At 71.2% G+C, this 21,277-nt stretch carries 21 protein-coding genes; 5 read left to right on the top strand and 16 right to left on the bottom strand.

Features of this window, described 5'->3' with window-relative positions:
- The first annotated feature begins 2 nt into the window (after positions 1-2).
- Positions 3-1,229 (top strand): NAD(P)/FAD-dependent oxidoreductase, encoded by a 1,227-nt coding sequence (locus AC5K6T_RS09320; protein WP_493207489.1) that lies wholly within the window; start codon positions 3-5, stop codon positions 1,227-1,229.
- Positions 1,230-1,644: 415 nt separating this feature from the next.
- Here the strand turns inward: AC5K6T_RS09320 and AC5K6T_RS09315 are convergent, their stop codons facing one another.
- Genes AC5K6T_RS09315 through sqr form a run of 3 tightly spaced genes read right to left on the bottom strand, consistent with a single transcriptional unit; the run spans position 1,645 to position 3,709 of the window.
- Positions 1,645-2,118, bottom strand: a complete 474-nt coding sequence (locus AC5K6T_RS09315; protein WP_493207488.1) for a DsrE/DsrF/DrsH-like family protein — start codon at positions 2,116-2,118, stop codon at positions 1,645-1,647.
- A 15-nt stretch (positions 2,119-2,133) separates the two neighbouring features.
- Positions 2,134-2,451 (bottom strand): TusE/DsrC/DsvC family sulfur relay protein, encoded by a 318-nt coding sequence (locus AC5K6T_RS09310; protein WP_493207487.1) that lies wholly within the window; start codon positions 2,449-2,451, stop codon positions 2,134-2,136.
- A gap of 16 nt (positions 2,452-2,467) precedes the next feature.
- Entirely contained in the window at positions 2,468-3,709 is a 1,242-nt protein-coding gene (sqr, locus tag AC5K6T_RS09305) for a type III sulfide quinone reductase, selenoprotein subtype (RefSeq protein WP_493207486.1), read from the bottom strand.
- Positions 3,710-3,986: 277 nt separating this feature from the next.
- On the opposite strand from sqr, the gene AC5K6T_RS09300 reads away from it, so the two are divergent.
- Complete coding sequence (locus AC5K6T_RS09300) at positions 3,987-4,439, top strand: OsmC family protein (RefSeq protein WP_493207485.1); 453 nt, start codon at positions 3,987-3,989, stop codon at positions 4,437-4,439.
- A 427-nt stretch (positions 4,440-4,866) separates the two neighbouring features.
- On the opposite strand, the gene AC5K6T_RS09295 is transcribed toward AC5K6T_RS09300, so the two are convergent.
- From AC5K6T_RS09295 to AC5K6T_RS09270, 6 genes are all read right to left on the bottom strand, one after another.
- The gene (locus AC5K6T_RS09295) at positions 4,867-6,333 is read right to left on the bottom strand and encodes a WGR domain-containing protein (RefSeq protein WP_493207484.1); all 1,467 of its coding nucleotides are present in this window, start codon (positions 6,331-6,333) and stop codon (positions 4,867-4,869) included.
- A 104-nt stretch (positions 6,334-6,437) separates the two neighbouring features.
- Positions 6,438-8,714, bottom strand: a complete 2,277-nt coding sequence (locus AC5K6T_RS09290; RefSeq protein WP_493207483.1) for a GmrSD restriction endonuclease domain-containing protein — start codon at positions 8,712-8,714, stop codon at positions 6,438-6,440.
- A gap of 186 nt (positions 8,715-8,900) precedes the next feature.
- Positions 8,901-9,293, bottom strand: a complete 393-nt coding sequence (locus AC5K6T_RS09285; RefSeq protein WP_493207482.1) for a type II toxin-antitoxin system death-on-curing family toxin — start codon at positions 9,291-9,293, stop codon at positions 8,901-8,903.
- Positions 9,290-9,484, bottom strand: coding sequence for a ribbon-helix-helix protein, CopG family (locus AC5K6T_RS09280; RefSeq protein ID WP_007445201.1), 195 nt, complete (start codon positions 9,482-9,484; stop codon positions 9,290-9,292). The genes AC5K6T_RS09285 and AC5K6T_RS09280 overlap by 4 nt, the downstream gene beginning before the upstream one ends.
- Before the next feature lie 297 nt (positions 9,485-9,781).
- Positions 9,782-11,110, bottom strand: coding sequence for a class I SAM-dependent RNA methyltransferase (locus AC5K6T_RS09275; protein ID WP_493207480.1), 1,329 nt, complete (start codon positions 11,108-11,110; stop codon positions 9,782-9,784).
- Between the two features lie 351 nt (positions 11,111-11,461).
- Positions 11,462-13,510 (bottom strand): APC family permease, encoded by a 2,049-nt coding sequence (locus AC5K6T_RS09270; RefSeq protein ID WP_493207479.1) that lies wholly within the window; start codon positions 13,508-13,510, stop codon positions 11,462-11,464.
- A 528-nt stretch (positions 13,511-14,038) separates the two neighbouring features.
- Between AC5K6T_RS09270 and AC5K6T_RS09265 the strand changes: the two genes are divergently transcribed.
- On the top strand, positions 14,039-14,707 hold the full coding sequence (locus AC5K6T_RS09265; RefSeq protein WP_493207478.1) for a potassium channel family protein: 669 nt from the start codon (positions 14,039-14,041) through the stop codon (positions 14,705-14,707).
- Positions 14,707-15,384, top strand: a complete 678-nt coding sequence (locus tag AC5K6T_RS09260; RefSeq protein ID WP_493207477.1) for a potassium channel family protein — start codon at positions 14,707-14,709, stop codon at positions 15,382-15,384. Before AC5K6T_RS09265 ends, AC5K6T_RS09260 begins: the two co-directional genes overlap by 1 nt.
- Before the next feature lie 212 nt (positions 15,385-15,596).
- On the opposite strand, the gene AC5K6T_RS09255 is transcribed toward AC5K6T_RS09260, so the two are convergent.
- From AC5K6T_RS09255 to AC5K6T_RS09235, 5 genes are all read right to left on the bottom strand, one after another.
- Positions 15,597-16,328 (bottom strand): DUF3159 domain-containing protein, encoded by a 732-nt coding sequence (locus tag AC5K6T_RS09255; RefSeq protein ID WP_493207475.1) that lies wholly within the window; start codon positions 16,326-16,328, stop codon positions 15,597-15,599.
- A gap of 3 nt (positions 16,329-16,331) precedes the next feature.
- Positions 16,332-16,730 carry an OB-fold nucleic acid binding domain-containing protein gene (locus AC5K6T_RS09250; RefSeq protein WP_493207474.1) on the bottom strand — a complete coding sequence of 133 codons (399 nt, stop codon included), beginning with the start codon at positions 16,728-16,730 and terminating at the stop codon, positions 16,332-16,334.
- 712 nt (positions 16,731-17,442) lie between these two features.
- Positions 17,443-18,201 carry a DUF3710 domain-containing protein gene (locus AC5K6T_RS09245; protein ID WP_493207473.1) on the bottom strand — a complete coding sequence of 253 codons (759 nt, stop codon included), beginning with the start codon at positions 18,199-18,201 and terminating at the stop codon, positions 17,443-17,445.
- 1 nt (position 18,202) lies between these two features.
- On the bottom strand, positions 18,203-18,754 hold the full coding sequence (gene dut, locus AC5K6T_RS09240) for a dUTP diphosphatase (RefSeq protein WP_493207472.1): 552 nt from the start codon (positions 18,752-18,754) through the stop codon (positions 18,203-18,205).
- Complete coding sequence (locus tag AC5K6T_RS09235; RefSeq protein ID WP_493207471.1) at positions 18,751-19,335, bottom strand: PaaI family thioesterase; 585 nt, start codon at positions 19,333-19,335, stop codon at positions 18,751-18,753. The genes dut and AC5K6T_RS09235 overlap by 4 nt, the downstream gene beginning before the upstream one ends.
- Positions 19,336-19,393: 58 nt before the next feature.
- Here AC5K6T_RS09235 and AC5K6T_RS09230 point away from each other — a divergent pair, with 58 nt between their 5' ends.
- Entirely contained in the window at positions 19,394-19,858 is a 465-nt protein-coding gene (locus tag AC5K6T_RS09230; protein ID WP_493207469.1) for a DUF3093 domain-containing protein, read from the top strand.
- A gap of 90 nt (positions 19,859-19,948) precedes the next feature.
- Here the strand turns inward: AC5K6T_RS09230 and AC5K6T_RS09225 are convergent, their stop codons facing one another.
- Positions 19,949-20,962: a hypothetical protein gene (locus AC5K6T_RS09225; RefSeq protein ID WP_493207467.1), complete on the bottom strand. Its 1,014-nt coding sequence runs from the start codon at positions 20,960-20,962 to the stop codon at positions 19,949-19,951.
- Between the two features lie 13 nt (positions 20,963-20,975).
- Positions 20,976-21,272 (bottom strand): DUF4193 domain-containing protein, encoded by a 297-nt coding sequence (locus AC5K6T_RS09220; protein ID WP_043504706.1) that lies wholly within the window; start codon positions 21,270-21,272, stop codon positions 20,976-20,978.
- Between the last annotated feature and the right edge of the window lie 5 nt (positions 21,273-21,277).

The following is a 21,277-nucleotide window of genomic DNA, read 5'->3' as shown; positions in this document are numbered from 1 at the left end:
CCTTGGCCAGTCCCTCCCCCACCGACGCCCCGATCTCCGGCCGACACCGCGTCGCCGTCGTCGGCGGCGGCAGCGCCGGCATCAGCGTCGCCGCCCGCCTGCGCCGCGCCGGCGTCAGCGACATCACACTGATCGAACCGTCCGGCACCCACTGGTACCAGCCGCTGTGGACCCTGGTCGGCGGCGGCCAGGCCGCTCTGCGCACGACCCGCCGCCCCGAAGCGTCCGTCATCCCCGACGGCGTGCGCTGGGTCCGACGGCCCGCCCGGGCCGTCGACCCCGACGCCCGCACGGTGACCCTGTCCGGCGGGGCCGAACTCACCTACGAGTACCTGGTCGTGGCGCCCGGACTCCAACTCGACTGGGACGGCGTGCCGGGCCTGGCCGAGGCCGTCGGCCACGACCGGGTGAGCAGCAACTACGCCCCCGAGCACGCCCCCCGCACCTGGGAGCTGATCAGGCGGATGCGCTCGGGCACCGCGGTCTTCACCCACCCGGCGACACCCCTGAAGTGCGGCGGCGCCCCGCAGAAGATCGCCTACCTGGCCGCCGACCACTGGCGCAGGCGGAAGGTCCTCGACGACATCCGTGTCGTCCTCGTCCTCCCGGACCCGGCGATGTTCAAGGTGGCCGCCTGGTCACGGACCCTGGAGAAGGTGGCCGCCCGCTACGGCATCGAGGTGCGGCTGCGGTCCGAGATGACCGCCGTCGACGGCGGCGCCCGCACCGTGACGGTCACCGACCACGCGAACGGCACGGAGGAGACCCTCGGCTACGACCTCCTGCACGCCGTGCCGCCGCAGAGCGCTCCCGACTGGATCAAGACAGGTCCGCTCGCCGATCCCGCGAGCCCCCACGGCTTCGTCGCCGCGGACAAGCACACGCTCCGGCACCCGCACCACGACAACGTCTTCGCCCTCGGCGACGTGGCGCACCTGCCCACGTCCAAGACCGGCGCCGCCGTACGCAAGCAGGCCCCGGTGGTGGCCGCCAACCTGCTCGACGTCATGAACGGCCGCTCCCCCTCGCACCGGTACGACGGCTACACCTCCTGCCCGCTGGTGACCGCCCGCGACCGGATGCTGCTCGCCGAGTTCGACTACGACCTGAACCCCACCCCGTCGTTCCCGCTGCTCGATCCCTTCAAGGAGCGGCGCACGATGTGGCTGTTCAAGCGGTACGGCCTGCCGCCGGTGTACTGGCACGGCATGCTCACCGGCCGCCTCTGACGGGCCGGCCCGGGGCGTCCCCGGCCCGGGCCGGGGACGCCCCGCCCTCTCCGCCGCGACGACCGGCCGCGGTCGCCTCCATGGTCGAGGCGGAGCGGGACCGCAGCGTCCGGCCGCCCCGGCACCCGGGGCGATTCAAGTGGTACGGCACGAGACCCACGCCGAGGTGCGGCGCCGGCCCGGTCCCGTCCCCGCGACCCCAGTCCCGCCACGCCCGCATCGCCCCGGACCCCGGCAGCCGTGCCCACCCGTATCTGCTCGCCGGGGACCTGGACCGGCGCAGGCTCCGCGGCGCCGGGCAGGGTCCGCCCGGCGCCGCGGAGCCCGCGCGACTCGTCGGCGGGAGGGGCGACCACGACCGGGCACCCGCCGCACCTCGCCCCGCGGACCGTGCCCCGCGCCGGTACCGGCCGTCTCAGGTGTAGACGATCTGACCACCGGCCGCGTGTTCGTAGAACTCGCCGACCGTGATGACGCCCTGCACCTGCTCGACCAGGTCGTCCTTGTCGAGTTCGAAGAGGTCCACGGACGCCTTGCAGGCGTAGACGCCCGCCCCGGTGTCGGCGATCATCTCGATGAACTCGGGGATGGACGGGATGTCGAGCTTGTCCATCTTGCGTTCCATGTACCGGGTGACCAGGTCCGGCACGCCCGGCATGCCGCCCAGCAGGGTGGGCAGGTGCAGGCCCGGGTTGCCTACCGTGGCCAGCTTGATGTGCTCCCAGCGCTTCTTCGTGATGGCGTCGAGGCCGAAGAAGGTGAAGAACAGGTCGGCCTCGATGCCCTCGGCGCGGGCGCCGTTGGCCATGATCAGGGCCGGGTAGATCCCTTCCAGGGACCCCTTGGAGACGATGATCGAGACCTTCTCGATCGTGGCGGTGTCGTTCATGGCGGTTCGTGCTCCTCAGATGCAGCCGCGCGGCTTCGGGATACCGGCGATCTTCGCGGCGGTCTTGGCAGGGCCCTTGGGGAAGAGCTGGTAGAGCTCCTTGACGCTCACCCCGGACGTCTTGCCGAGGACACGGACCGTGGGGCCGGTGCCCTTGGCGGCGTACTGGGCGCGCAGGAAGTGGATGACCGTCCAGTGCCGGTCGGTCAGCGCCTCGATGCCGCTCTCGCGGGCGATCTGTTCGGCCATGGGCTCGGTCCACCGGCCGGGGTCGGTGAAGAAGCCCTCGTCGTCGACGGGGACGACGCTGTCGCCGTAGGTGGCTGTGGGCATGGCTGCTCTCCTTCGTTCAGGCGTGGACGTGTCGCTTGCCGCGCTCGGGCATCGCCGAGCCGATGCCGGGCAGTTCCCGGCCGGGCAGCAGGCTGTGCCAGTAGACCCACTCGAAGGCGAGCTTGCCGAGGTGGGCCGCGTGCGACTCCTTCAGCAGCGGCAGGCCGACGGGGCCCGGGAAGTGGCCGGGCAGTGGCTCGGTCTCGTAGTTGAAGTCGATGAGCAGCGCCTTGTGGAAGCCCGTCTCGACGAAGCAGTTGGCATGCCCGTCGAAGGAGGCGTCGAGCGGCTGCCCGGCGAGGAAGCGGGCGATGTTGCGCACCAGCACCTCACCCTCGAAGTGGGCCACCGAACCGGCCTTGGAGGCGGGCAGGCCCGCCGCGTCACCGATCGCGAACACCTCGGGGAAGTCCGGGTGTTGGAGGGTGTGGGGGTCGGCGGGGACGAAGCCCAGCTCGTCGCCGAGGCCCGGGGAGCGCTCGACGTACCCGGCGCCGCCGTGCAGCGGCACGACCACCGCCAGGTCGAAGGGCACCTCGCGTTCGTCGTACGACACCAGCCGGCCGCCTGCACCGTCGACTTCGCCGAGCGTGAACTCGGTGACCAGCTCGATGCCCTTGTCCGCCAGCAGACCGCCCAGCGCCTTGGCGGCGACCGGCTTGGTGAAGGCGCCGTCCAGCGGGGTGGCGTACGTCAGGCGGACCCTGTCGCGGATGCCGCAGCGCTGGAAGTACCAGTCGGCCAGGAAGGCGAACTCCAGAGGTGCGACGGGGCACTTGAGCGGCAGGTCCGCCACGTCGACCACGACGCGGCCGCCGTCGAAACGCTCCAGGGCGCGGTGCAGGCCCACGGCGCCCGGCAGGTCGTAGAAGGTGAAGACGTTCTCGCCCCAGCCGGGACCGGTGAGGCCTGCGGTCTCCTCCGGCAGCAGCCTCGCGCCGGTGGCGACCACGAGGACGTCGTAGCCCAGCCGGATGCCGCCGTCGAGGTGCACCGTCCGCGCGCCCAGGTCGACCCGCTCGATCCGTGCCCGCGTGAAGTCGACGGCGGCGTTCAGCTGCCGCGGACGGGGCCGGACGAGGTGGTGCGGCTGGGCGAGCCCGAACGGCACGAACAGCAGCCCCGGCTGGTAGAGGTGGTCCTCGTCCTGATCGACGACCGTGATCCGGTACTCACCCTCGTCGTACCTGCGGCGCAGGCGGTTGGCCGTCATGGTGCCGGCGGTTCCGCCGCCGAGAATCACGATGTGTGTGCCCATGTCGCCACTGTCGTGCGGGAGATGACGGCGGGGCATGGGCCGCAGGTCCCCATCCGGGTACCCACCCGGGTATGTCTTCGACCCGCTCCGTCACCCCCTGCGGCCCCCTCATCCGCCACGAACACCCTGGTAAAATACCTGGCAGGGTATATCACCATGCCTGCTCCCGCGAGGGCCGAACGGCCTCGGGCGCACCCCGTCGGCCTCTCGATCCGTCGTACGGTGCGCGGTCGACTGGGATCCGTCAGCAGTCGACACCGGCGAGAAGGGCCCGGCCATGACCGGCAGCACACCACACACCCTGAGCACGAACCGGCCACAGACCGTGGACGCGCACGGTTGCGAGGTCGTTCACGTCGAGCGGGACGTCTACACCGTGGACATCCGCGGGCACCGCCTCCAGGTCGACCAGCCCGTCGAGGCCGGCGGTACGGACACCGCGCCCACCCCCACCGAGATGTTCGCCGCATCCCTGGCCACCTGCGTCGCCTTCTACGCGGGCCGCTATCTCCACCGGCACGGCCTGAACCGGACGGGACTGCGCGTCCGTACGGAGTTCACCATGGCCGGCGACCGCCCCGCCCGGGTCGCCTCCCTGCGCCTCGTGGTCGTGCCGCCGCCGGGGCTGCCCGAGCAGCGCCGGGCGGCCCTGCTGGCCGTGGCCTCGCACTGCACGGTGCACAACACCCTCCACCAGCCGCCCGAGATCGAGATCGGGCTGGAGCCGTGAGCACGGCCCCGGCACCAGCCGCGTCCGCGAGGAGCTCGCCGCCCGTTCCGGCCCGCCTCGACGACGGCCCCACCGGACTGCCGGCGCGCCCGCCGCCTGCGACGCCCCGGCCGGGCCGGCCCGCCCCGTGCGAGCGGCCGCCGCCCGACTTCGAGCGCCTGCGCTGGTTCCCGCTGCCGCCCGTCCGCCGGGAACACCTCCGGACCGGCACCGGTCGAACCGCACACCTGACCACCCCATCGGGTGTACGAGAGGAGAGCGGAAACCGTGCCGGCCGTGGCACCGGAAGGGGTGACCGAGGGCGCCGCGGAGCTCCGGCGCCGACCGGACTCCTTCGCTGCCGTGACGGAGATCCGCGAGACGGCGCTCCGCACGTCCCCGGCGAACCGCGGACCGCCGACGCGATCGCCCGTAACCGGGCCGCCTGTCACACCAGACGCCTGATCTCCCCGCGCACCCGGTAGAAGCCACCCGAGGAGGAGTGCACCGCGTCCACCACATAGCGTGCGCCGGGCTGGCGTATCGTACGCGGGAACTGGACGTTCCAGCTCGGGTCGTAGCCCTCGGAGACGACCCGCACGCGCACGCGGCCTCCCTGTTCGAAGCACTCCACCACGACCCCGCTCCCCGCTGCGGGGACGGCGCTGACCGTGGCGACGGAGGCGGCGGTCGTCAGCGGTGCGTACGTCGGCAGGGCAGCCGCCAGTTTGATGTCCGCGGCGACGGGGACGTCGCCCGACTGGGCGGCGTTGATGGCGGCCTCGCTCGCGTCGATGCAGGCGAGTGAGCCGTCGGTGGAGACGATGTACAGCCTTGCGTCGTGGTACTGCATGGAGAGCGCCGAGCCGCCACCGGTGCCGAGCTTCCACAGCCGGGTGCCATCGGCGGTGAAGCAGTAGACCGAGGAGGCGGAGTCGCCCGCGAAGACGTACCGCCCGCCGGGGGACGTGGCGCACGAGTACACCGCGGCGTCGCACCGGTAGGAAGCCTCGACGGTCCCGGAGGACTTGGCGAGCCGCTGGACGACCCGGCGCCCGGTCCCCGCGTAGACCGCGTTCTCCTCCTGCCAGCCGAAGAGCACGTTGCCGCTGGTCGAGGTGTGCCAGAGCTGACGGCTGCCGTCCGCCGCGTAGGCGGTCACACCGCCGCTGTGCCCGTGGTACACGGCGCGGTCGTCGGCCCGCACCATCCACCCGTGTTCTCCGGCCGAGTTGCGGGACCACTGGAGTTCGTCCTCGTGGTCGATGACCGTCAGACCGCCATTGCGGTCGGAGACGTCCAGCACGCCGTCGTGAATGTCCAGCCAGAAGATGTCCACTTCGGCGGCGATCTCGTAGGCAGCGAAGGGCATCTTCGCCGAGAGGTCGTAGACCCGGCCGTCGTCACAGCCGGCGTAGATCCAGAAGTCGTCCGCCACCAGGCACTTCACACCGTCCGGCAGGGAGTAGTGAGCCAGCACCTCACCGTCGTGGCTCAGGTTGTAGACGTCTCCCTTCTGGTTGCCGACCCAGCAGCGGTCCTCGTCCACGTGGATACCGAACGCCGCGGCGCCCGTACGGAACCGCCACAGTACCGGCGCGGTCGCCCGGGCCGTCGACGGAGCGGACGTCACCTGACGGTGCGTCACCGGCCGGGCCGCGCGCTGCCCCTGGACGGCGGGCGCATACCCCTTCCGCACCTTCTCCGCTATCTTCTTCGCCGCCGCGGCCTCGGCCTTCCCGGCGGTCGGAAAGGAGGTGACCTGACGCTGCCCGTCTGCACCGATCCGCCCGTACCGCACGGAGACGGTGGCCCCCTCGACGGTCACCTCATAGAACTTGTGGGCACCCCCGCCGTCCTGGGACAGCTCCAGATACGTCGTGTTCCCCGACTCCCGCGTCTGCGCAGCGGACACAGCACACCCCTCCCCGAAGGCCCGGTCGGCCGACGGCCGATCTCCAGTGACTCCAAGCTAGCGGTCACCACTGACATCGCCGCTGCGTCAGGCCACGGGGACACTCATCCCCAGTGTTCCTCCTGGTAGCGCAGGAGGTCGTCGCCGTGGAGCTGCTTGGTGGCGTTGCCGACCCGGACCCAGAAGTCGGTGGCGCTGCTACCGCCCTTGGCTGGCTTGGCGAACACCGGCCTGCCTGCCGCGGCAACGCTGATCTGACAGACGACGTTCCCGGAAACCTCGGGGAAGCGTACGCGGACGGTGGCCGCTGTCGGGGTCGACAGGCTGCTGTCGAGGAGTTGGCGTACGAAGAGCTCGTACCCGTCGACGTCGGCCTGCGACTCCAGAGTGGTGAGGTCGTTCTCGATGCCGAGGGCGGTTCCGTCGTCGGCGACACCGATGAACAGGTTTCCGCCCTCGCCGTTCAGGAAGCCGCAGACGGCCTTGACGATGTTGTGCCGTAGGGACTTGTCGGCCTGCCGGGTGTGCACGTTCCAGCGGGCGCTGGCCTTGAACTCGGTGCCCTGGGACTCGCCGGCGGCGATCATGTCGGCCGGGGTGGTCGGGACGTACGCAGGGCGTTCCCCCGCGAGGGTCTCGAACGCTTCCCGCACGACCTTGGCGATCAGCTGGCGCCGCCGTTCCAGGAAGGTGAAGTAGTCGAGCTGCTCCCAGCCGACCGGGAGCGCGTGCCACCGCACCTGCCGCTCCAGCACCTCCGGGTCCATCGCGTCCGTGATTCTCGGCCAGTAGTCATGTGGTGCACCGGTGTGGGACTGCTCGTCCGCCGGCCACGTCACGTAGGCCATGTTGGCGATGGCATTGACCTGGCGCCGGTCGGTGACACCCAGTCCGGCGAGCGCCTTGCGGTGGAACAGGTTGTCCCGGTCGACGGCCTTGGCGGGTTTGACCGAGGGGTCCAGCAGATCACGGATCCGTTGGTCGCCGAAGAGCATTTCGGCGTCGAGGATGGTGAGCGCCGCCTGGTAGGCGAACAGCACCGGTGAACGCGACGAGGACGTGTCCAGTCGGTTCGGCAGGGAGATGTCCCAGTAGTCGCCGGTGAAGTTCGCCGCGATGATCCGGTCGAGTTCCGCGGTGAAGGCTCGGCCGTCGCCCAGCGGCAGACTACCGATCCGTCCCAGGTCGAACTCCATCTGCGACTCCGGCGAGTTGGAGTACCGGCCGGTGGTGTGCGCCATGAAGAACCACCGGCCGATCACGGGACGGAGTTCATCGGCCGTCAGCCCGAAGTCGTGGCGCCCGATCAGCCAGAGCGTGTAGCTGTACAGCAGGGCGTTGTCAGAGGTGATCATCTTGCGGCTGCGGAAGCCGGCCGCCGTGACGCACTGGAAGAACTCGTGCCAGCTGGTCAGGTCCAGGACCTTCGTGTGTGCTCGGGCGAGCCGGTCGAACTGCTCCTGCCGTCGAGCGGGGGTGACCTTGCCGGTCTCGAGGTCCTTTCCTCGCAGGATGCTATAGACGTGCTGCAGCCGGGCGCGCCGGAAGGCGACAGCGACGGCTACGCGCAGCAGTTGGTCCGGGCTGGGGTCCAGAAAGGCGTTCCGCGGGCTCGGACCGGGAAGTCCTGCGACCACCGCGCTCCGGCTGAAGTCTTCGAGCTGGCGGCGCCCCTTCTCCCAGTGCACCGACATCAGGGTGAGGATGAAGTCGGACTGGTTGAGCTTCACGCCCTCGGAGTTGATGCGCACGAAGATGTCGGCGACCTGCTCCTCGTCGGCCGAAGCACCCAGCTCCACAACCTGGAAGCGGAACTCGTGCAGGTCCCGTACCCTGTCGATGCGTTCTTCGAGCTCATCCTTGGCGGCGTCCGACAAGGGCTCGCCGCCCGTCTGTTCGAGCCGTTGGAAGAACTGCCGGACGGTGGGCTTGTAACCACCCCGGGCCCAGAGCGCGGTGATGTCCGGAATGAAGTGGGCGTTGCGCTCGATCGCCGCGTCCGTGACCTCGAACGTCTGGTCCTGCGGGTGGAACGCGATGCGAACGTTGATCTCGTCGAAGGCCTTGGTGACGATCTGGCGCCCGGTGAGGACGGCGAACAGGGCGGTGAGCCGCTGCTGCCCGTCGACGACCAACAGCTGGGGTGCCCGATCGCCGGCCTCCGTTCCGATCTGCCGCGTCCCCACCTCAGCGCCGGTCTCCCAGAACATCAGGGTGCCGATCGGGTAGCCCCGATACATCGAGTCGAAGAGATCGCGGGTCTTCGCCGCAGACCAGACGAACGGGCGTTGGATGTCCGGTAATCCGATACGACCGCCTTCGATGTTCTCGATCAGGTGCCGGAGTGTGTAACCGGTGTCTCGATACAACGTGGGTGGCACAGCCGAAAGCTCCAAATGTCCGCGGGCAACTGGTCGGGGAGGCGGTCAGAGCGTGGGAACCGCATCGGATTTCTACCACGCGGACACGCCACCGCGCAGGGCACCCATGGTGCCCGCCAGGGGCGCCGCAGACGGGGCTCCAGAATCGCCACGCACTCCACAAGAGCCCCCTTGCCTCGTCGAACGTCAGGAAAGGGGGAACCATGTCGAGAGGAGCTTGGCGGTCGCCGGTACATCGACGTTGTCCTGGGCGACTTCCTCGACGAACGGGCCGGCCACGGAAACGGGCGGCGGGACGGCACTCGCGCCGGCGCCGTTGAACCGCAGGAAGACACGCATGGCGAGCCAGGCGGTGCGTTTGTTCCCATCGATCAGCGCGTGATTGCGGGCGACGGAGTGCAGCAGCGCTGCAGCCTTCTCGTGCAGCGTGGGATACAACTCGGCCCCGAACACGTTCGTCCGGGGTCGCTCGATCGCCGACACCAGAAGGCCCATGTCACGCACGCTGTGCTCGGTACCGTTGACCGCACGGGCGATGGCCAGGATTTCGTCGATCTGGAGGTAGCGCGCGCCCGTCACTTCAGGTAGTCCAGGATCTCCGCATCGCTGTCCATCAGCTCGGCCAGGACGTCATCGACCTTCAGCTCGGCCCGGTCCTGGGCGTCACGGATGGCCTCGATGGCAAGTTCCTGCTTGCTGCGGCCCTCCCGACGGGCCCGCTCGGTGAGCTTCGCGTCAAGGTCGTCGGGGAGTCGAAGTGTCATCGCCATACAGAGATGATACCAGGCCGGTATCAAATGGCGCGGTCGGGACGCTCTCCCGGCTCCGCGGAGCGTGGGACCAGGCGGCCGTGCGCATCGCGGCCGCGGAGGCCCGTGGAGTCTTCCATTTCGAGCGTCGTCCGAGCGTCAGGAATCCCGCAAGAGCCACGTGAAGGCGTCGCCCTTGCCCGCGCCTCGTTCGCGAACTTCCAGGTCGGAGAGCTCCTGAAAGATCGATCCGTCCGCTTGGACCGCTGCACGGAGGGACCCAGGCCAAGGAACCCACCAGAACAACTAAACCGCAGGTCAGCGGCCCTTTTCGGCAGGCTCCAGAATGGCCACGCACTCCACGTGGTGGGTCATCGGAAACAGGTCGAACGCCCGCAGCGTCCGCACCCGGTAGCCGCCCTCGCGGAAGTACGCGATGTCGCGGGCGAGGGCGGCCGGGTCGCAGGCGACGTAGGCGATCCGGCGGGGGCGCAGGTCCGTGAGGTGGGCCACCGTCCTGCGGCCGGCGCCCGCGCGGGGCGGGTCCAGGACGACGAGGTCGACCTCGGTGATGCCGGTGCGCGGCAGGACCGCCTCGACCTTGCCCTGTTCCACCCGGACCCGGGGGAACCCGGCCAGGTTGTGGCGGGCGTCCTCCACGGCCCGCTTGCCGGACTCGACACCGAGGACGGCGCCCTTCTCGCCGATGCGGTCCGCGAGGGCGCCCGCGAAGAGACCGACGCCGCAGTACAGGTCGAGGCACATGTCGCCCTTGCGCGGCAGCAGGCCCTGCATGACCGCGGTGACCAGGGTGTCGGCGGCCTTCGGGTGCACCTGCCAGAAGCCCCCGCTGCCCACCCGGTGGGTGCGGCCGTCCGCGCGTTCGCGGACGAACGGGCGCCCGTGCACCCGGTGTACGCCGCCGTCCTTCTCGTCGACCCGCATCACCGACACCGGCCGGTCCAGCTCCACCAGCGGCAGGCGGGCGCCCGGTCGCGGCGTCAGGATCACCTGGCGGTCCTGCGAGCCGGTCGCCGCGATCGCCTCCACCGACTCCATGCCGGTCCAGTCCCGCTGCTCCACACCGAGTTCGCTCACGCCCTCGGCGGCGATCATGCAGTGCTCGACGCGCTCGACGTCGTGCGAGCGGTGGCGGCGCAGACCGGCGTGGCCCTCGGCGTCCACGGCGTACTGCACGCGGGTGCGCCACTGCGGCACCTGCCCGGCGGGCAGCTTGTCGCCCTCGGCCGGCATCACCGTACCGTCCCAGCCGGCCTCCTTTGGGGTGAGGCCGGCGAGCCGCTCCAGCTGCTCGGCGACGACCTCGCCCTTGAGGCGGCGCTGGGCGCCCGGCTTGGCATGCTGCCAGTCGCAGCCGCCGCAGCGGCCGGGTCCCGCGTAGGGGCAGGGCGCCTCGACGCGGTCCTTGGACGCCGTGAGGATCTCGACGGCGTCCGCGCGCAGGAAGCGGTCCTGCTCCTCGCCCTCGGTGACCCGGGCCACGACCCGCTCACCGGGCAGCGTGTGCCGCACGAACAGCACCTGTCCCTGCCCGGTCCGGGCGATGCAGTGCCCACCGTGCGCGACGGGGCCGACCTCCACCTCGTACTCCTCGCCCACCAGCGACTTCTTCGGTTCTGTCTGCATGGCGGGTGACTCCAGATCGGGAGAGGGTTCGGGACATCGAGAGGGACGTCAGGACGACTCGGAGGGCCTCGACGGGGAAGCAGGCTCCGTGCGGGGCGGGACGGGTACGGCAGACCGGCTACGGCAGACCGGCTGCGGCCGGTCGGCCACGACAGGTCGGCCACGGCGGCCCGCGGACGCGGGACAACAGCCGACCAGTCTACGTCGTGCACAGGGGCGGTCGGACCGCCCCGGACCCCGTCCCGCACGGGGGCGGCCGGCCGCCGCCGGTCCCTGTCCCGGGCCCGGAGGTGCTCGCACCGCCGTCGGTGCGCGTCCTGTCCCGGGACGGCTGCGCCGCCTCCCGCCGCGTCACTGCTCTGCGCTCGGCTCCTTGTCCCGCTCCTCGGCGGGCCCGCGCCGCACCGAGCCGGGCGCGCTCCACTCGGACCGCTTGCGGGCACGCTGCTTGGCGGCCTCGGACGACTCCAGCTGGTAGGGCACGGAGGTCACCATGATCCCGGGGGTGAACAGCAGCCGGCCCTTCAGCCTCAGCGCGCTCTGGTTGTGCAGCAGGTGCTCGTACCAGTGTCCGACGACGTACTCGGGGATGATCACGGAGACGGCGTCCCGCGGCGACTCGCGGCGCAGGCTCTTGACGTACTCGATGACCGGCCGGGTCACCTCGCGGTACGGGGAGTCGAGGACCTTCAGCGGTACGTCGATGCCGCGCCGCTCCCACTCGTCGCGCAGCGCCTTGGTCTCGTTCGGGTCGACGTTGACGGTGAGCGCCTCCAGGGAGTCGGAGCGCATCAGCCGGGCGTAGGCGAGGGCACGCAGGGTCGGCCGGTGGATCTTGGAGATCAGCACCACGGAGCGCACCCGGGAGGGGCGCACGGTGTCGTCGCTGGGGCCCTCGGGGGCGGCGAGTTCCTTGGAGACATGGTCGTAGTGGCGGCGGATCGCGCTCATGGTGACGTAGAAGATCACCATGCCGAGCAGGGCGACCCAGGCGCCGTGGCTGAACTTGGTGACCAGCACGACCACCAGCACCACGGCGGTGAAGAACGCACCGAAAGCGTTGATCGCGCGGGAGCGGATCATGTGGCGGCGCCTGCCGCGGTCGCGCTCACCGGCCAGGTGGCGGTTCCAGTGCCGGACCATGCCGGTCTGGCTGAGCGTGAAGGAGACGAAGACGCCGACGATGTACAGCTGGATCAGGCGCGTGGAGTCGGCGGCGTAGATCCACACCAGCAGCGTGGCCGCGCCGGCCAGCAGCACGATGCCGTTGGAGAAGGCGAGCCGGTCGCCGCGGGTGTGCAGCTGGCGGGGCAGGTAGCGGTCCTGGGCGAGGATCGAGCCGAGCACCGGGAAGCCGTTGTAGGCGGTGTTGGCGGCCAGGAACAGCACCAGGGCGGTGGCGGCGGCGAGCACGACGAAGAGGAAGCTGTCCTTGCCGAAGACGGCCTCGGCGACCTGCGAGATGACCGGGTGCTGGATGTAGTCGCCGCCGACCGGCACACCGTCGGCGTACAGGTCCTTGGCCGGGTTCTCGGCCATCCGCACCTTGGACGCCATGGCGAGCGCGATGATCCCGCAGAACATGGTCACGGCGAGCAGGCCCATCAGGGCGAGGGTGTTCGCCGCGTTCTTCGACTTGGGCTTGCGGAAGGCGGGCACGCCGTTGGAGATGGCCTCCACGCCGGTGAGGGCGGCACAGCCGGAGGAGAAGGCGCGCAGCAGCAGGAAGACCAGGGCGAAGCCGGCCAGGCCCTCGTGCTCGGGCTTGATCTCGTACCCGGCGGTCGGCGCCCGCAGGGTGTCGTCCAGCACCAGGCCGCGGAAGGCGCCCCACGCGATCAGGACGAACACGCCCGAGACGAACACGTACGTCGGGATGGCGAAGAGCTTCCCCGACTCCTTCACTCCGCGCAGGTTCATCAGCGTCAGCAGCACGATCACGGCGATCGCGCAGGACGTCTTGTGCTCGACGACGAAGGGGACGGCCGAGCCGAGGTTCTCGATGCCGGAGGAGATGGACACCGCGACGGTCAGCACGTAGTCGACGAGCAGGGCGCTGGCGACGGTCAGCCCGGCCTTGGGGCCGAGGTTGGTGTTGGCCACCTCGTAGTCGCCGCCGCCGCTGGGGTACGCGTGCACGTTCTGCCGGTAGGAGGCGACCACGGTGAACATCAGCACCACGACCGCGGCGGCGATCCAGGGGCTGAAGTGGTAGGCCGACACGCCCGCGATGGACAGGACCAGCAGTACCTCCCCGGGGGCGTAGGCCACGGAGGACAGCGGGTCGGAAGCGAAGACGGGGAGGGCGATGCGCTTCGGCAGGAGCGTTTCTCCGAGCCGGTCACTGCGCAGAGCGCGCCCGATCAGAATCCGTTTGGGCACGTCGGTCAGTTTGGACACAACAGAACATCGTAAAGGCTCGAACAGCCACTCGCCCACCGCCCCACCCCGGGCCGCATCCCGATCTGCCTCCTGGGTGAAATCGGCCGCCGCCCCCGCCGGGCGTTCCGGTGCGCGAGACGCCTCCGTGCCTATATGACAAGCCCATCCCCGCTGTCGTACCCGTGTCGTACCCCTGTCGTACCCGTGTCTTACCCCTGTCGTACCCGCTGATGAACCCCACCCCGGAGCCGCCATGTCCACCACCACGGCAGAGCTGATCGGCGCCACCGCCGCCCTTGTCGCACTCATCGCCCTCACCCTCGCGAGCGTCCGCAGCATCGGCCGCCGCTGAGCGCCTGCGCGCAGGCACCGTCGCGAGGACCGGCCGGCCGTGGGGACGCCCGTGTCCCTCCCGCACCGGACGTCGCAGGCAAGACGGACCGTGCACGGGGGTTGTCGTCCGCGGACCGTGCGTGTGTAGCTTGGTCGGCGGTCTGAGACCCTGTTCAAGCCAAGTCAAGAACTCGTGACCCCGGAAGGACGGTCGTGCACATCGTCATCATGGGCTGCGGCAGAGTGGGTTCCGCTCTCGCCCAGACCCTGGAGCAGCAGGGGCACACGGTCGCGGTGATCGACCAGGACCCCACCGCCTTCCGTCGCCTGGGTTCCGCGTTCGGCGGACGCCGGGTCACCGGCGTCGGCTTCGACCAGGACACCCTGCGCGAAGCGGGCATCGAGGAGGCCGGAGCGTTCGCCGCGGTCTCCAGCGGCGACAACTCCAACATCATCGCCGCCCGGGTCGCGCGCGAGATGTTCGGCATCGAGAACGTCGCGGCCCGCATCTACGACCCCCGCCGTGCGGAGGTCTACCAGCGTCTGGGCATTCCGACGGTGGCCACCGTCCGCTGGACCGCGGACCAGATGCTGCGCCGTCTGCTGCCGTCCGGGTCCGAACCGCTGTGGCGTGACCCGACCGGCGGGGTCCAGCTCGCCGAGGTGCACGCGTCGGCGGCCTGGGTCGGCCACAAGATCAGCCGCCTCCACGAGGAGACGGGGGTCCGGGTGGCGTTCCTGACCCGGCTCGGCGAGGCGATGCTGCCGACGTCGCAGACGGTGCTGCAGGAGGGCGACCTGGTGCACGTGATGATGCGGACCGACGAGGTCGAGAAGGTCGAGGCGGCGTTCGCCGAGGGTCCGAAGGAGGGCGGCAACTGATGAGGGTCGCCATTGCCGGTGCCGGCGCGGTCGGCCGGTCGATCGCCGGTGAACTGCTGGAGAACGGCCACGAGGTCCTGCTGATCGACAAGGCGCCGACCGCCATCTCGGTGGAGCGCGTCCCCCAGGCCGAGTGGCTGCTCGCCGACGCCTGCGAGATCACGTCCCTGGACGAGGCCGCGCTGCAGCGCTGCAACGTCGTGATCGCCGCCACCGGCGACGACAAGGTGAACCTGGTCGTCTCCCTGCTGGCGAAGACGGAGTACGGCGTCCCACGGGTCGTGGCCCGGGTGAACAACCCCAAGAACGAGTGGCTGTTCAACGAGTCCTGGGGCGTGGACGTGGCCGTCTCCACACCACGCCTGATGTCGGCCCTGGTGGAGGAGGCGGTGAGCGTCGGCGACCTGGTCCGGCTGCTGCGCTTCAGCCACGGCGACGCCAACCTGGTGGAGCTGACCCTGCCGGAGGAGTCGGCGCTGGCCGGTACGCAGGTCGGTGACGTTCAGTGGCCGCAGGACACCTCCCTGGTCACCATCATCCGCGGTACGCGGGTGCTGACGCCGACCAAGGACGACTCGCTGGAGGCCGGTGACGAGCTGCTGTTCGTCGCCGCGCAGGCCCGCGAGGAGCAGCTGGAGGATCTGCTGTCGGTGCGGCGCGACGACGCCGCGAGCTGACCCGCGCAGGACGGTGCGAGGCGCCCTGCGCGGACGGGGCGCCTCGTGTCCCTCATGGGCGCCCCCGTGGGCGGCGGCGCGCCAGGTTCACCTGAAGGCCTGACGGGACGGCCTGACGGCCGAAGTCGCCCGCCCGGGCGACACTGCCCGGGGCAGGCCGAAGGCGGCTGCCCGGCCCGGGGAGGGGACCGGCCCGGGTGGCAGCGCCGGGGCTACTCCGTCGAGCGCGCGGCCGCCTGCCGCTCCTGTTCCGCCTTCTCCGCCTGCTCGGCCGCCTCCATCTCCGCGAACACGTCGATCGGCGCCGGCGCCTTCGCCAGGAACACCCAGGTCAGCCAGACCGCGAGCAGGAACGGCGGGATCTTCAGTGCGACGAGGACCCAGCCGAGCTGGGTGGTGTCGGCCCACCAGTAGAGCGGGAAGAGGATCGCGCACTTGGCGAGAAGGATCAGCCCCCACGCCCAGCTGGCCTTGGTGTAGGCCTTCTTGCGGCCGGGATTGCGGGTGCGCCAGGAGAGGTTCTCCTTGAAGACCGGGCCCAGGATCAGACCGATCAGCGGGACGCCGCACAGGGCGGTGATGATGTAGGCGAGCGCCAGGCCCAGGGTGTAGAGCATGCCGGGCAGGTAGAAGTCCTTGGCGTTGCCGGTCATCATCGCGAACACGACGCCGAAGGCCACGCCGAAGACGCCGCTGAACGCGTGCTTGACGGTGTCCTTCATCGCGAGGCGGACCACCACCAGGACCAGCGACACCGCGAGCGCGGCGATCGCGGACATGTGGAGGTCTTTGTTGAGCGTGTAGATGGTGACGAAGAGAAGGCCGGGAAGCACCGTCTCGACCATGCCCCGCACCCCGCCGAACGCCTCGAACAGCGCGGCTTCCGTCACCGTCCGGGTGTCGTCCTGCCGGGTGTCCCGGGTCGGCTTGTCGAGTGACGTCACCGGCTACTCCCTACCGAGGGGTCTCAGTTCGTACTTCGGGTTGAACAGCACTCTGCGGCCCCGGCTCATCGAGATCCGGCCGGACGCGATCAGTCTGCGTCCCGGCTCGATCCCGACGATCTGGCGCCGGCCCAGCCACACCACGTCCAGCGCCGCGGAGCCGTCGAACAGCTCGGCCTCCAGAGCGGGCACGCCCGCCCGCGGGCGCAGGGTGACCGTGCGCAAGGTACCAGTAACGGTGACGACCTCGCGGTCGTGACAGTCGCCGATGCGGGTGCACCCCGCGGTCTCGGCGTCCTCTCGCAGCTCCTCGGACTCCAGGTCCTCCTGCGACGAGGAGAGCCGGTCGAGCATGCGCCGGAACCGGCCCACCGGCTTGTCGGATCGAGGAACAGCACTCATATCAGAAGCGTACCGGGGCACACCGACACGCCAGTACCCCTGCCCGCCGGGAGATCCCTCACTCCGCAGGACACGTGTCCGCCGAAAAGCCCGCGGACGTACCGTCCCGATGCCGTACGGGGGCTCGGCGCGGCCGTACGTCCTGCTCGCCCCGGGCGCCGGGTGGACGCCGTCCGCCCGGGACGGGGGCGGCCCCGCGGTGCGGGCCGTACCCGGGGCTGCGCGTGCCCACCCACGCTGCACGGCGGCCGCCGGGCGACCCGGACGCGGCGGACGAGCCGCGCCGGCGGCCGTGTGTACCGGACGGAAGTCCGGACGTAGGGCACGCAGGACACGTACGGCGTGTACGGCGCATACCGCACGGCAGGTGCGCGCGGTGCACCCGAGACGGCCGGTGTCGGCATGCATCGGCACCGGTCCATGCCCGTCCATGCTCGTCCATGCCCGTCCACACCCGTCGGGACGGATCGCGGCGGGTCGACTCTCCGCGACCGGCCGGTCACCCGGCCCCGCGCCCGGCCGGCCCGGTCGGCCGGCCCGCCCGGGGGCGACCCGGTCGCGGCCTGAGCCGGTCTCCGGTCTCGGCGGCGAGCAGCCCGGGCGACGCCCACTGCGGCCCGGCAACGTCCCAAGGGGCGCGGGGAACTGCGCGACCAGCGACGACGGCGACGCGGTCGAACGACGTCACACCCCGGCCCCTCCGGCGGAGCGCTCAGCGGACCTCGGTGATCTCCGGGCCGCGCTGGAGCTGGCCCATGCCGCCCGAGAAGCGGGAGCCCTCCTCCTGCTGGACGCCCTCGGGCACCATCTGGGCGTCGTTGGGGAGCTTGAGGACGATCGGGTCGCGGGGCGCCATCGGGCCCTCGCCGCGGACCACGACCGTGTCCCGGAAGATCTGCTCCAGCAGCCCTGCGGCCTGCGGCTGGACCGCGCCCTGGCCGGAGATGACGCCACGCAGGAACCAGCGCGGGCCGTCCACGCCCACGAACCGCACGACCTGGAAGCCGCCCGTGCCGTCCGGGAGCTGTACCGGGACCTGGGCGCGCAGCTCCCAGCCGAGAGGACCCTCGACCTCGTCGATGATGCCGCCCTGCTGGGTGATGCCGGTGGCGATCTCCTCGCGCACCTCGCCCCAGATGCCCTCGCGCTTGGGTGCGGCGAAGGCCTGCAACTGGACAGCGCTGTCACGCAGGACGACGGTGGCGGCCACGATGGCGTCACCGGCGACCTCGACCCGCAGCTCCATGCCGTCGACGCCGGGCACCAGGATGCCGCCCAGGTCGACCCGGCCCTCGCCGGGCTCGCGCACCTCACTGCTGTCCCACGGCCCGTCGGGGCGGGGCTCGGGGTCGAGCCTCACCCGGTCACGACCGGTGTCCTCGTCCGCCTCGGTGTCGACGCCCTCGACGACCTGCTCGGCCTCGCCGGCCGCGCCCTCGGCGGCATCCTTCTTCTTGCGACGTCCGAACACGTCACTGTCCTTCCCGGTCGGATACGACCGCTGCGTATCGATTCCCACCCGTCGTGCCGCTCTCGGCGGCCCTTCCGCTTGTGCCGCTCCCGTCGCCCACGGCGGCATGACCACCGGTGGACCCGAAGCCCCCCTCGGCCCGCGCCGAGCCGGGAAGCTCCGCGACCTGCCGGAAGCGGACCCTCTCGACCTGTTGGACGACCAGTTGGGCAATCCGGTCGAAGCGCTCGAACCGCACGGCCTCGCGCGGGTCGAGATTCACCACGATCACCTTGATCTCCCCACGGTACCCGGCATCAACCGTCCCCGGGGCATTCACGAGGGCGACGCCGCACCGGGCGGCCAGCCCGGAGCGGGGGTGCACGAAGGCCGCGTACCCCTCGGGGAGGGCGACGGCGACGCCGGTGGGCAGCACCGCGCGTTCGCCGGGGGCGAGCTCGCAGGCCTCGGTGGTGCGCAGATCGGCGCCCGCGTCGCCGGGATGCCCGTACGCCGGAAGGGGTACCTCCGGGTCGACGCGCCGGATGAGGACGTCCAGCGGGGCGCGGCTCACGGGTTCACCTCGAAGGCGCGGGTCCGGCGGACCTGGTCCGGGTCGTTCATGGCGGCCTGGATCTCGTCCGGGCGCCCGTTGTCGATGAAGTGGTCGACCTTCACCTCGATGAACAGCGCCTTGGCGCGGACCGCGACCGGGCCGTCGGGACCGCCGACCCGCCCGGTGGCCGTGGAGTAGATCTTCCGGCCGGCGACGGCGGTGACCTCGGCGTCCAGGTGGAGCGTGGCGCCGACCGGCACCGGCTGCCGGAAGTCCGTCTCCAGACGTCCGGTGACCGCGATGGTGCGCAGCAGCCAGTTCAGCGATCCCAGGGTCTCGTCCAGTGCGGTGGCGAGGACGCCGCCGTGCGCGAGCCCGGGAGCGCCCTGGTGGGCGGGCTGCACCGTGAACTCGGCCGTGATGCGGACGCCGTCACCGGCCCGCGCCTGGAGGTGCAGGCCGTGCGACTGTCCGCCGCCGCAGCCGAAGCACTGCTCGTAGTGCGCGCCGAGGAGCTCTCCGGGAGCGGGCGCGTCGGGGTGCCGGACCGGTTTCACGGCGTCGGCCGGCGGCTGAAGGCTTGCGGAAGTACCACTCACAGGCGCAGACCTTACCCGCGCGTCGGCCCTTCCCGGACACCGTGCCAAGCTTGGCGGCATGCAGCTCTCCACGGCCCCGTACGAAGAACGCCTCACGGTCCCCCGCTCGTGGTGGCTGGTGTGCTTCCTGACCGGCGTCTCGCTGGCGCTGATCCTGCTGCCGTTCGGCACGCTGCCGATGCTCGGCGGTCTGGCCGGCGGCACCGCGGTGGCGGCGGTGGTGGCCAGCGCCTACGGCGCGGTGCGGATCCGCGTGGTGAGCGGCACCCTGGTGGCCGGGGACGCGCGGATCCCGGTGGCGGCGCTGGGCGAGGCGGTGGTGCTGGACCGCGAGGAAGCGCGCGCCTGGCGCACGTACAAGGCGGACACGCGCGCCTTCCTGCTGCTGCGCGCCTACATCCCCACGGCACTCAAGGTCGAGGTCACCGACCCGGCGGACCCGACCCCGTACCTGTACCTGTCGACGCGGGAGCCGGAGCGGCTGGCGGAGGCGCTCCGGGCGGCCCGCACGGACGGCGTCTGACCCCCACGGGGGCGCTGTGTCCGATTGCCGGCCGGTCACGCGGCGCGGGCAGAGCGCCCGGCCGGCGCGGTCCGGCTCCGCGGAGCGGGCTCAGCCCTCGAGTTCCTTGGCGATGTCGCCGACCTCGATCGGCCGGTCCGGCTGCTCCAGCGGCGGCAGGTCGGGCAGCGCGTCCCACGGCACCTGCATGGTGCGCAGATCGGCCCGGATGCGGGCGGCGAGCTTCTTGGTGTCGCGGCGGTTCATGACCGCGCCCACGGCGGCGCCGACCATGAAGGGCATCAGGTTCGGCAGGTCGCGCACCATGCGCTTCATGATCTGCTGGCGCAGTTCGCGCTTCATCGGACCGCCGAGGGCCGAGCTGACGGACGCGGGCTTCATCACGTCGATGCCGCGCTCACCGGACCACGACCGGAGGCAGGCGGTGCTGCGCTCCCTGAGCGTGCCGGGCGGTCTCAGGCCGTAGACCTCGTGGAGTTCGGCGATCAGCTTGAGTTCGATCGCGGCGACGCCGGTGATCTCCGCGGCGAGCTCCGCGGGCATCGCGGGCGGTACGGGCAGCATGGCGGCCGCGCCGACTCCCGCGCCGACCGTCGCGGACGCGTTCGCGGCGCCCGCCACCAGCTTGTCGGCGATCTGCTCGGGTCCCAGGCCCGGGAACTGCCGACGCAGCGCGGCGAGGTCGCGTACGGGGATTCTGGGGGCGGTCTCGATGATCCGGTCGGCGAGGTGGCCGAGGCCCGCCCGGGCCCGGCTGCCGCCCCGGCGGGCGCCTTCCCGGGCCAGTTCTCTGGCCCGGTCGCGGATCACGGCTGCCCGTCGCCTGGCGACGGGCGCGGGTGCGTCCGCCGGAGCCGGCGGACCGCCGCGGTCGTCGACCGGTTCGAGCGAGGCCGATCCCGGGGTGTACTGCGCCGGAAGAACCGTTCCCGTGGGCTCGGGTCCCGCTGCAGCCGTGCCCGTGGGAGACGGTTCCGCCGGAACCGGTCCCGTCGTGGATGAGCCTCGCTCGTCGTCATGCGCGCCGTGCGGGCCGTGGAACGGCCCGGAGTCCGCCTTCCCGAAGGACAGACGGCGCTTCCGAGGAGGGGTCGAGCCAGTCACGGCCGACCCGCCCTCAGTCGCAGTCGCGGCAGATCGGCTGGCCGTTCTTCTCGCGGGCCAGCTGGCTGCGGTGATGAACCAGGAAGCAGCTCATGCACGTGAACTCGTCCTGCTGCTTGGGCAGCACCCGGACAGCCAGCTCCTCGTTGGAGAGGTCTGCGCCGGGCAGTTCCAGGCCTTCGGCGGCCTCGAACTCGTCGACGTCCACGGATGACGCGGACTTGTCGTTCCTCCTGGCCTTCAGCTCTTCCAGGCTGTCCGAGTCGACGTCGTCGTCGGTCTTGCGTGGGGTGTCGTAATCGGTTGCCATGTCGC

The organism is Streptomyces sp. B8-7, assembly GCF_058833805.1.
This window is presented reverse-complemented; position numbering and strand designations above follow the sequence as displayed.

Excerpts from the sequence above, each read along its gene's own strand:
- AC5K6T_RS09315 (WP_493207488.1), bottom strand. The coding sequence starts at position 2,118 with ATGAACGACACCGCCACGATCGAGAAGGTCTCGATCATCGTCTCCAAG.
- AC5K6T_RS09310 (WP_493207487.1), bottom strand. The coding sequence starts at position 2,451 with ATGCCCACAGCCACCTACGGCGACAGCGTCGTCCCCGTCGACGACGAG.
- sqr (WP_493207486.1), bottom strand. The coding sequence starts at position 3,709 with ATGGGCACACACATCGTGATTCTCGGCGGCGGAACCGCCGGCACCATG.
- AC5K6T_RS09300 (WP_493207485.1), top strand. The coding sequence starts at position 3,987 with ATGACCGGCAGCACACCACACACCCTGAGCACGAACCGGCCACAGACC.
- AC5K6T_RS09280 (WP_007445201.1), bottom strand. The coding sequence starts at position 9,484 with ATGGCGATGACACTTCGACTCCCCGACGACCTTGACGCGAAGCTCACC.
- AC5K6T_RS09275 (WP_493207480.1), bottom strand. The coding sequence starts at position 11,110 with ATGCAGACAGAACCGAAGAAGTCGCTGGTGGGCGAGGAGTACGAGGTG.
- AC5K6T_RS09260 (WP_493207477.1), top strand. The coding sequence starts at position 14,707 with ATGAGGGTCGCCATTGCCGGTGCCGGCGCGGTCGGCCGGTCGATCGCC.
- AC5K6T_RS09250 (WP_493207474.1), bottom strand. The coding sequence starts at position 16,730 with ATGAGTGCTGTTCCTCGATCCGACAAGCCGGTGGGCCGGTTCCGGCGC.
- AC5K6T_RS09230 (WP_493207469.1), top strand. The coding sequence starts at position 19,394 with ATGCAGCTCTCCACGGCCCCGTACGAAGAACGCCTCACGGTCCCCCGC.
- AC5K6T_RS09220 (WP_043504706.1), bottom strand. The coding sequence starts at position 21,272 with ATGGCAACCGATTACGACACCCCACGCAAGACCGACGACGACGTCGAC.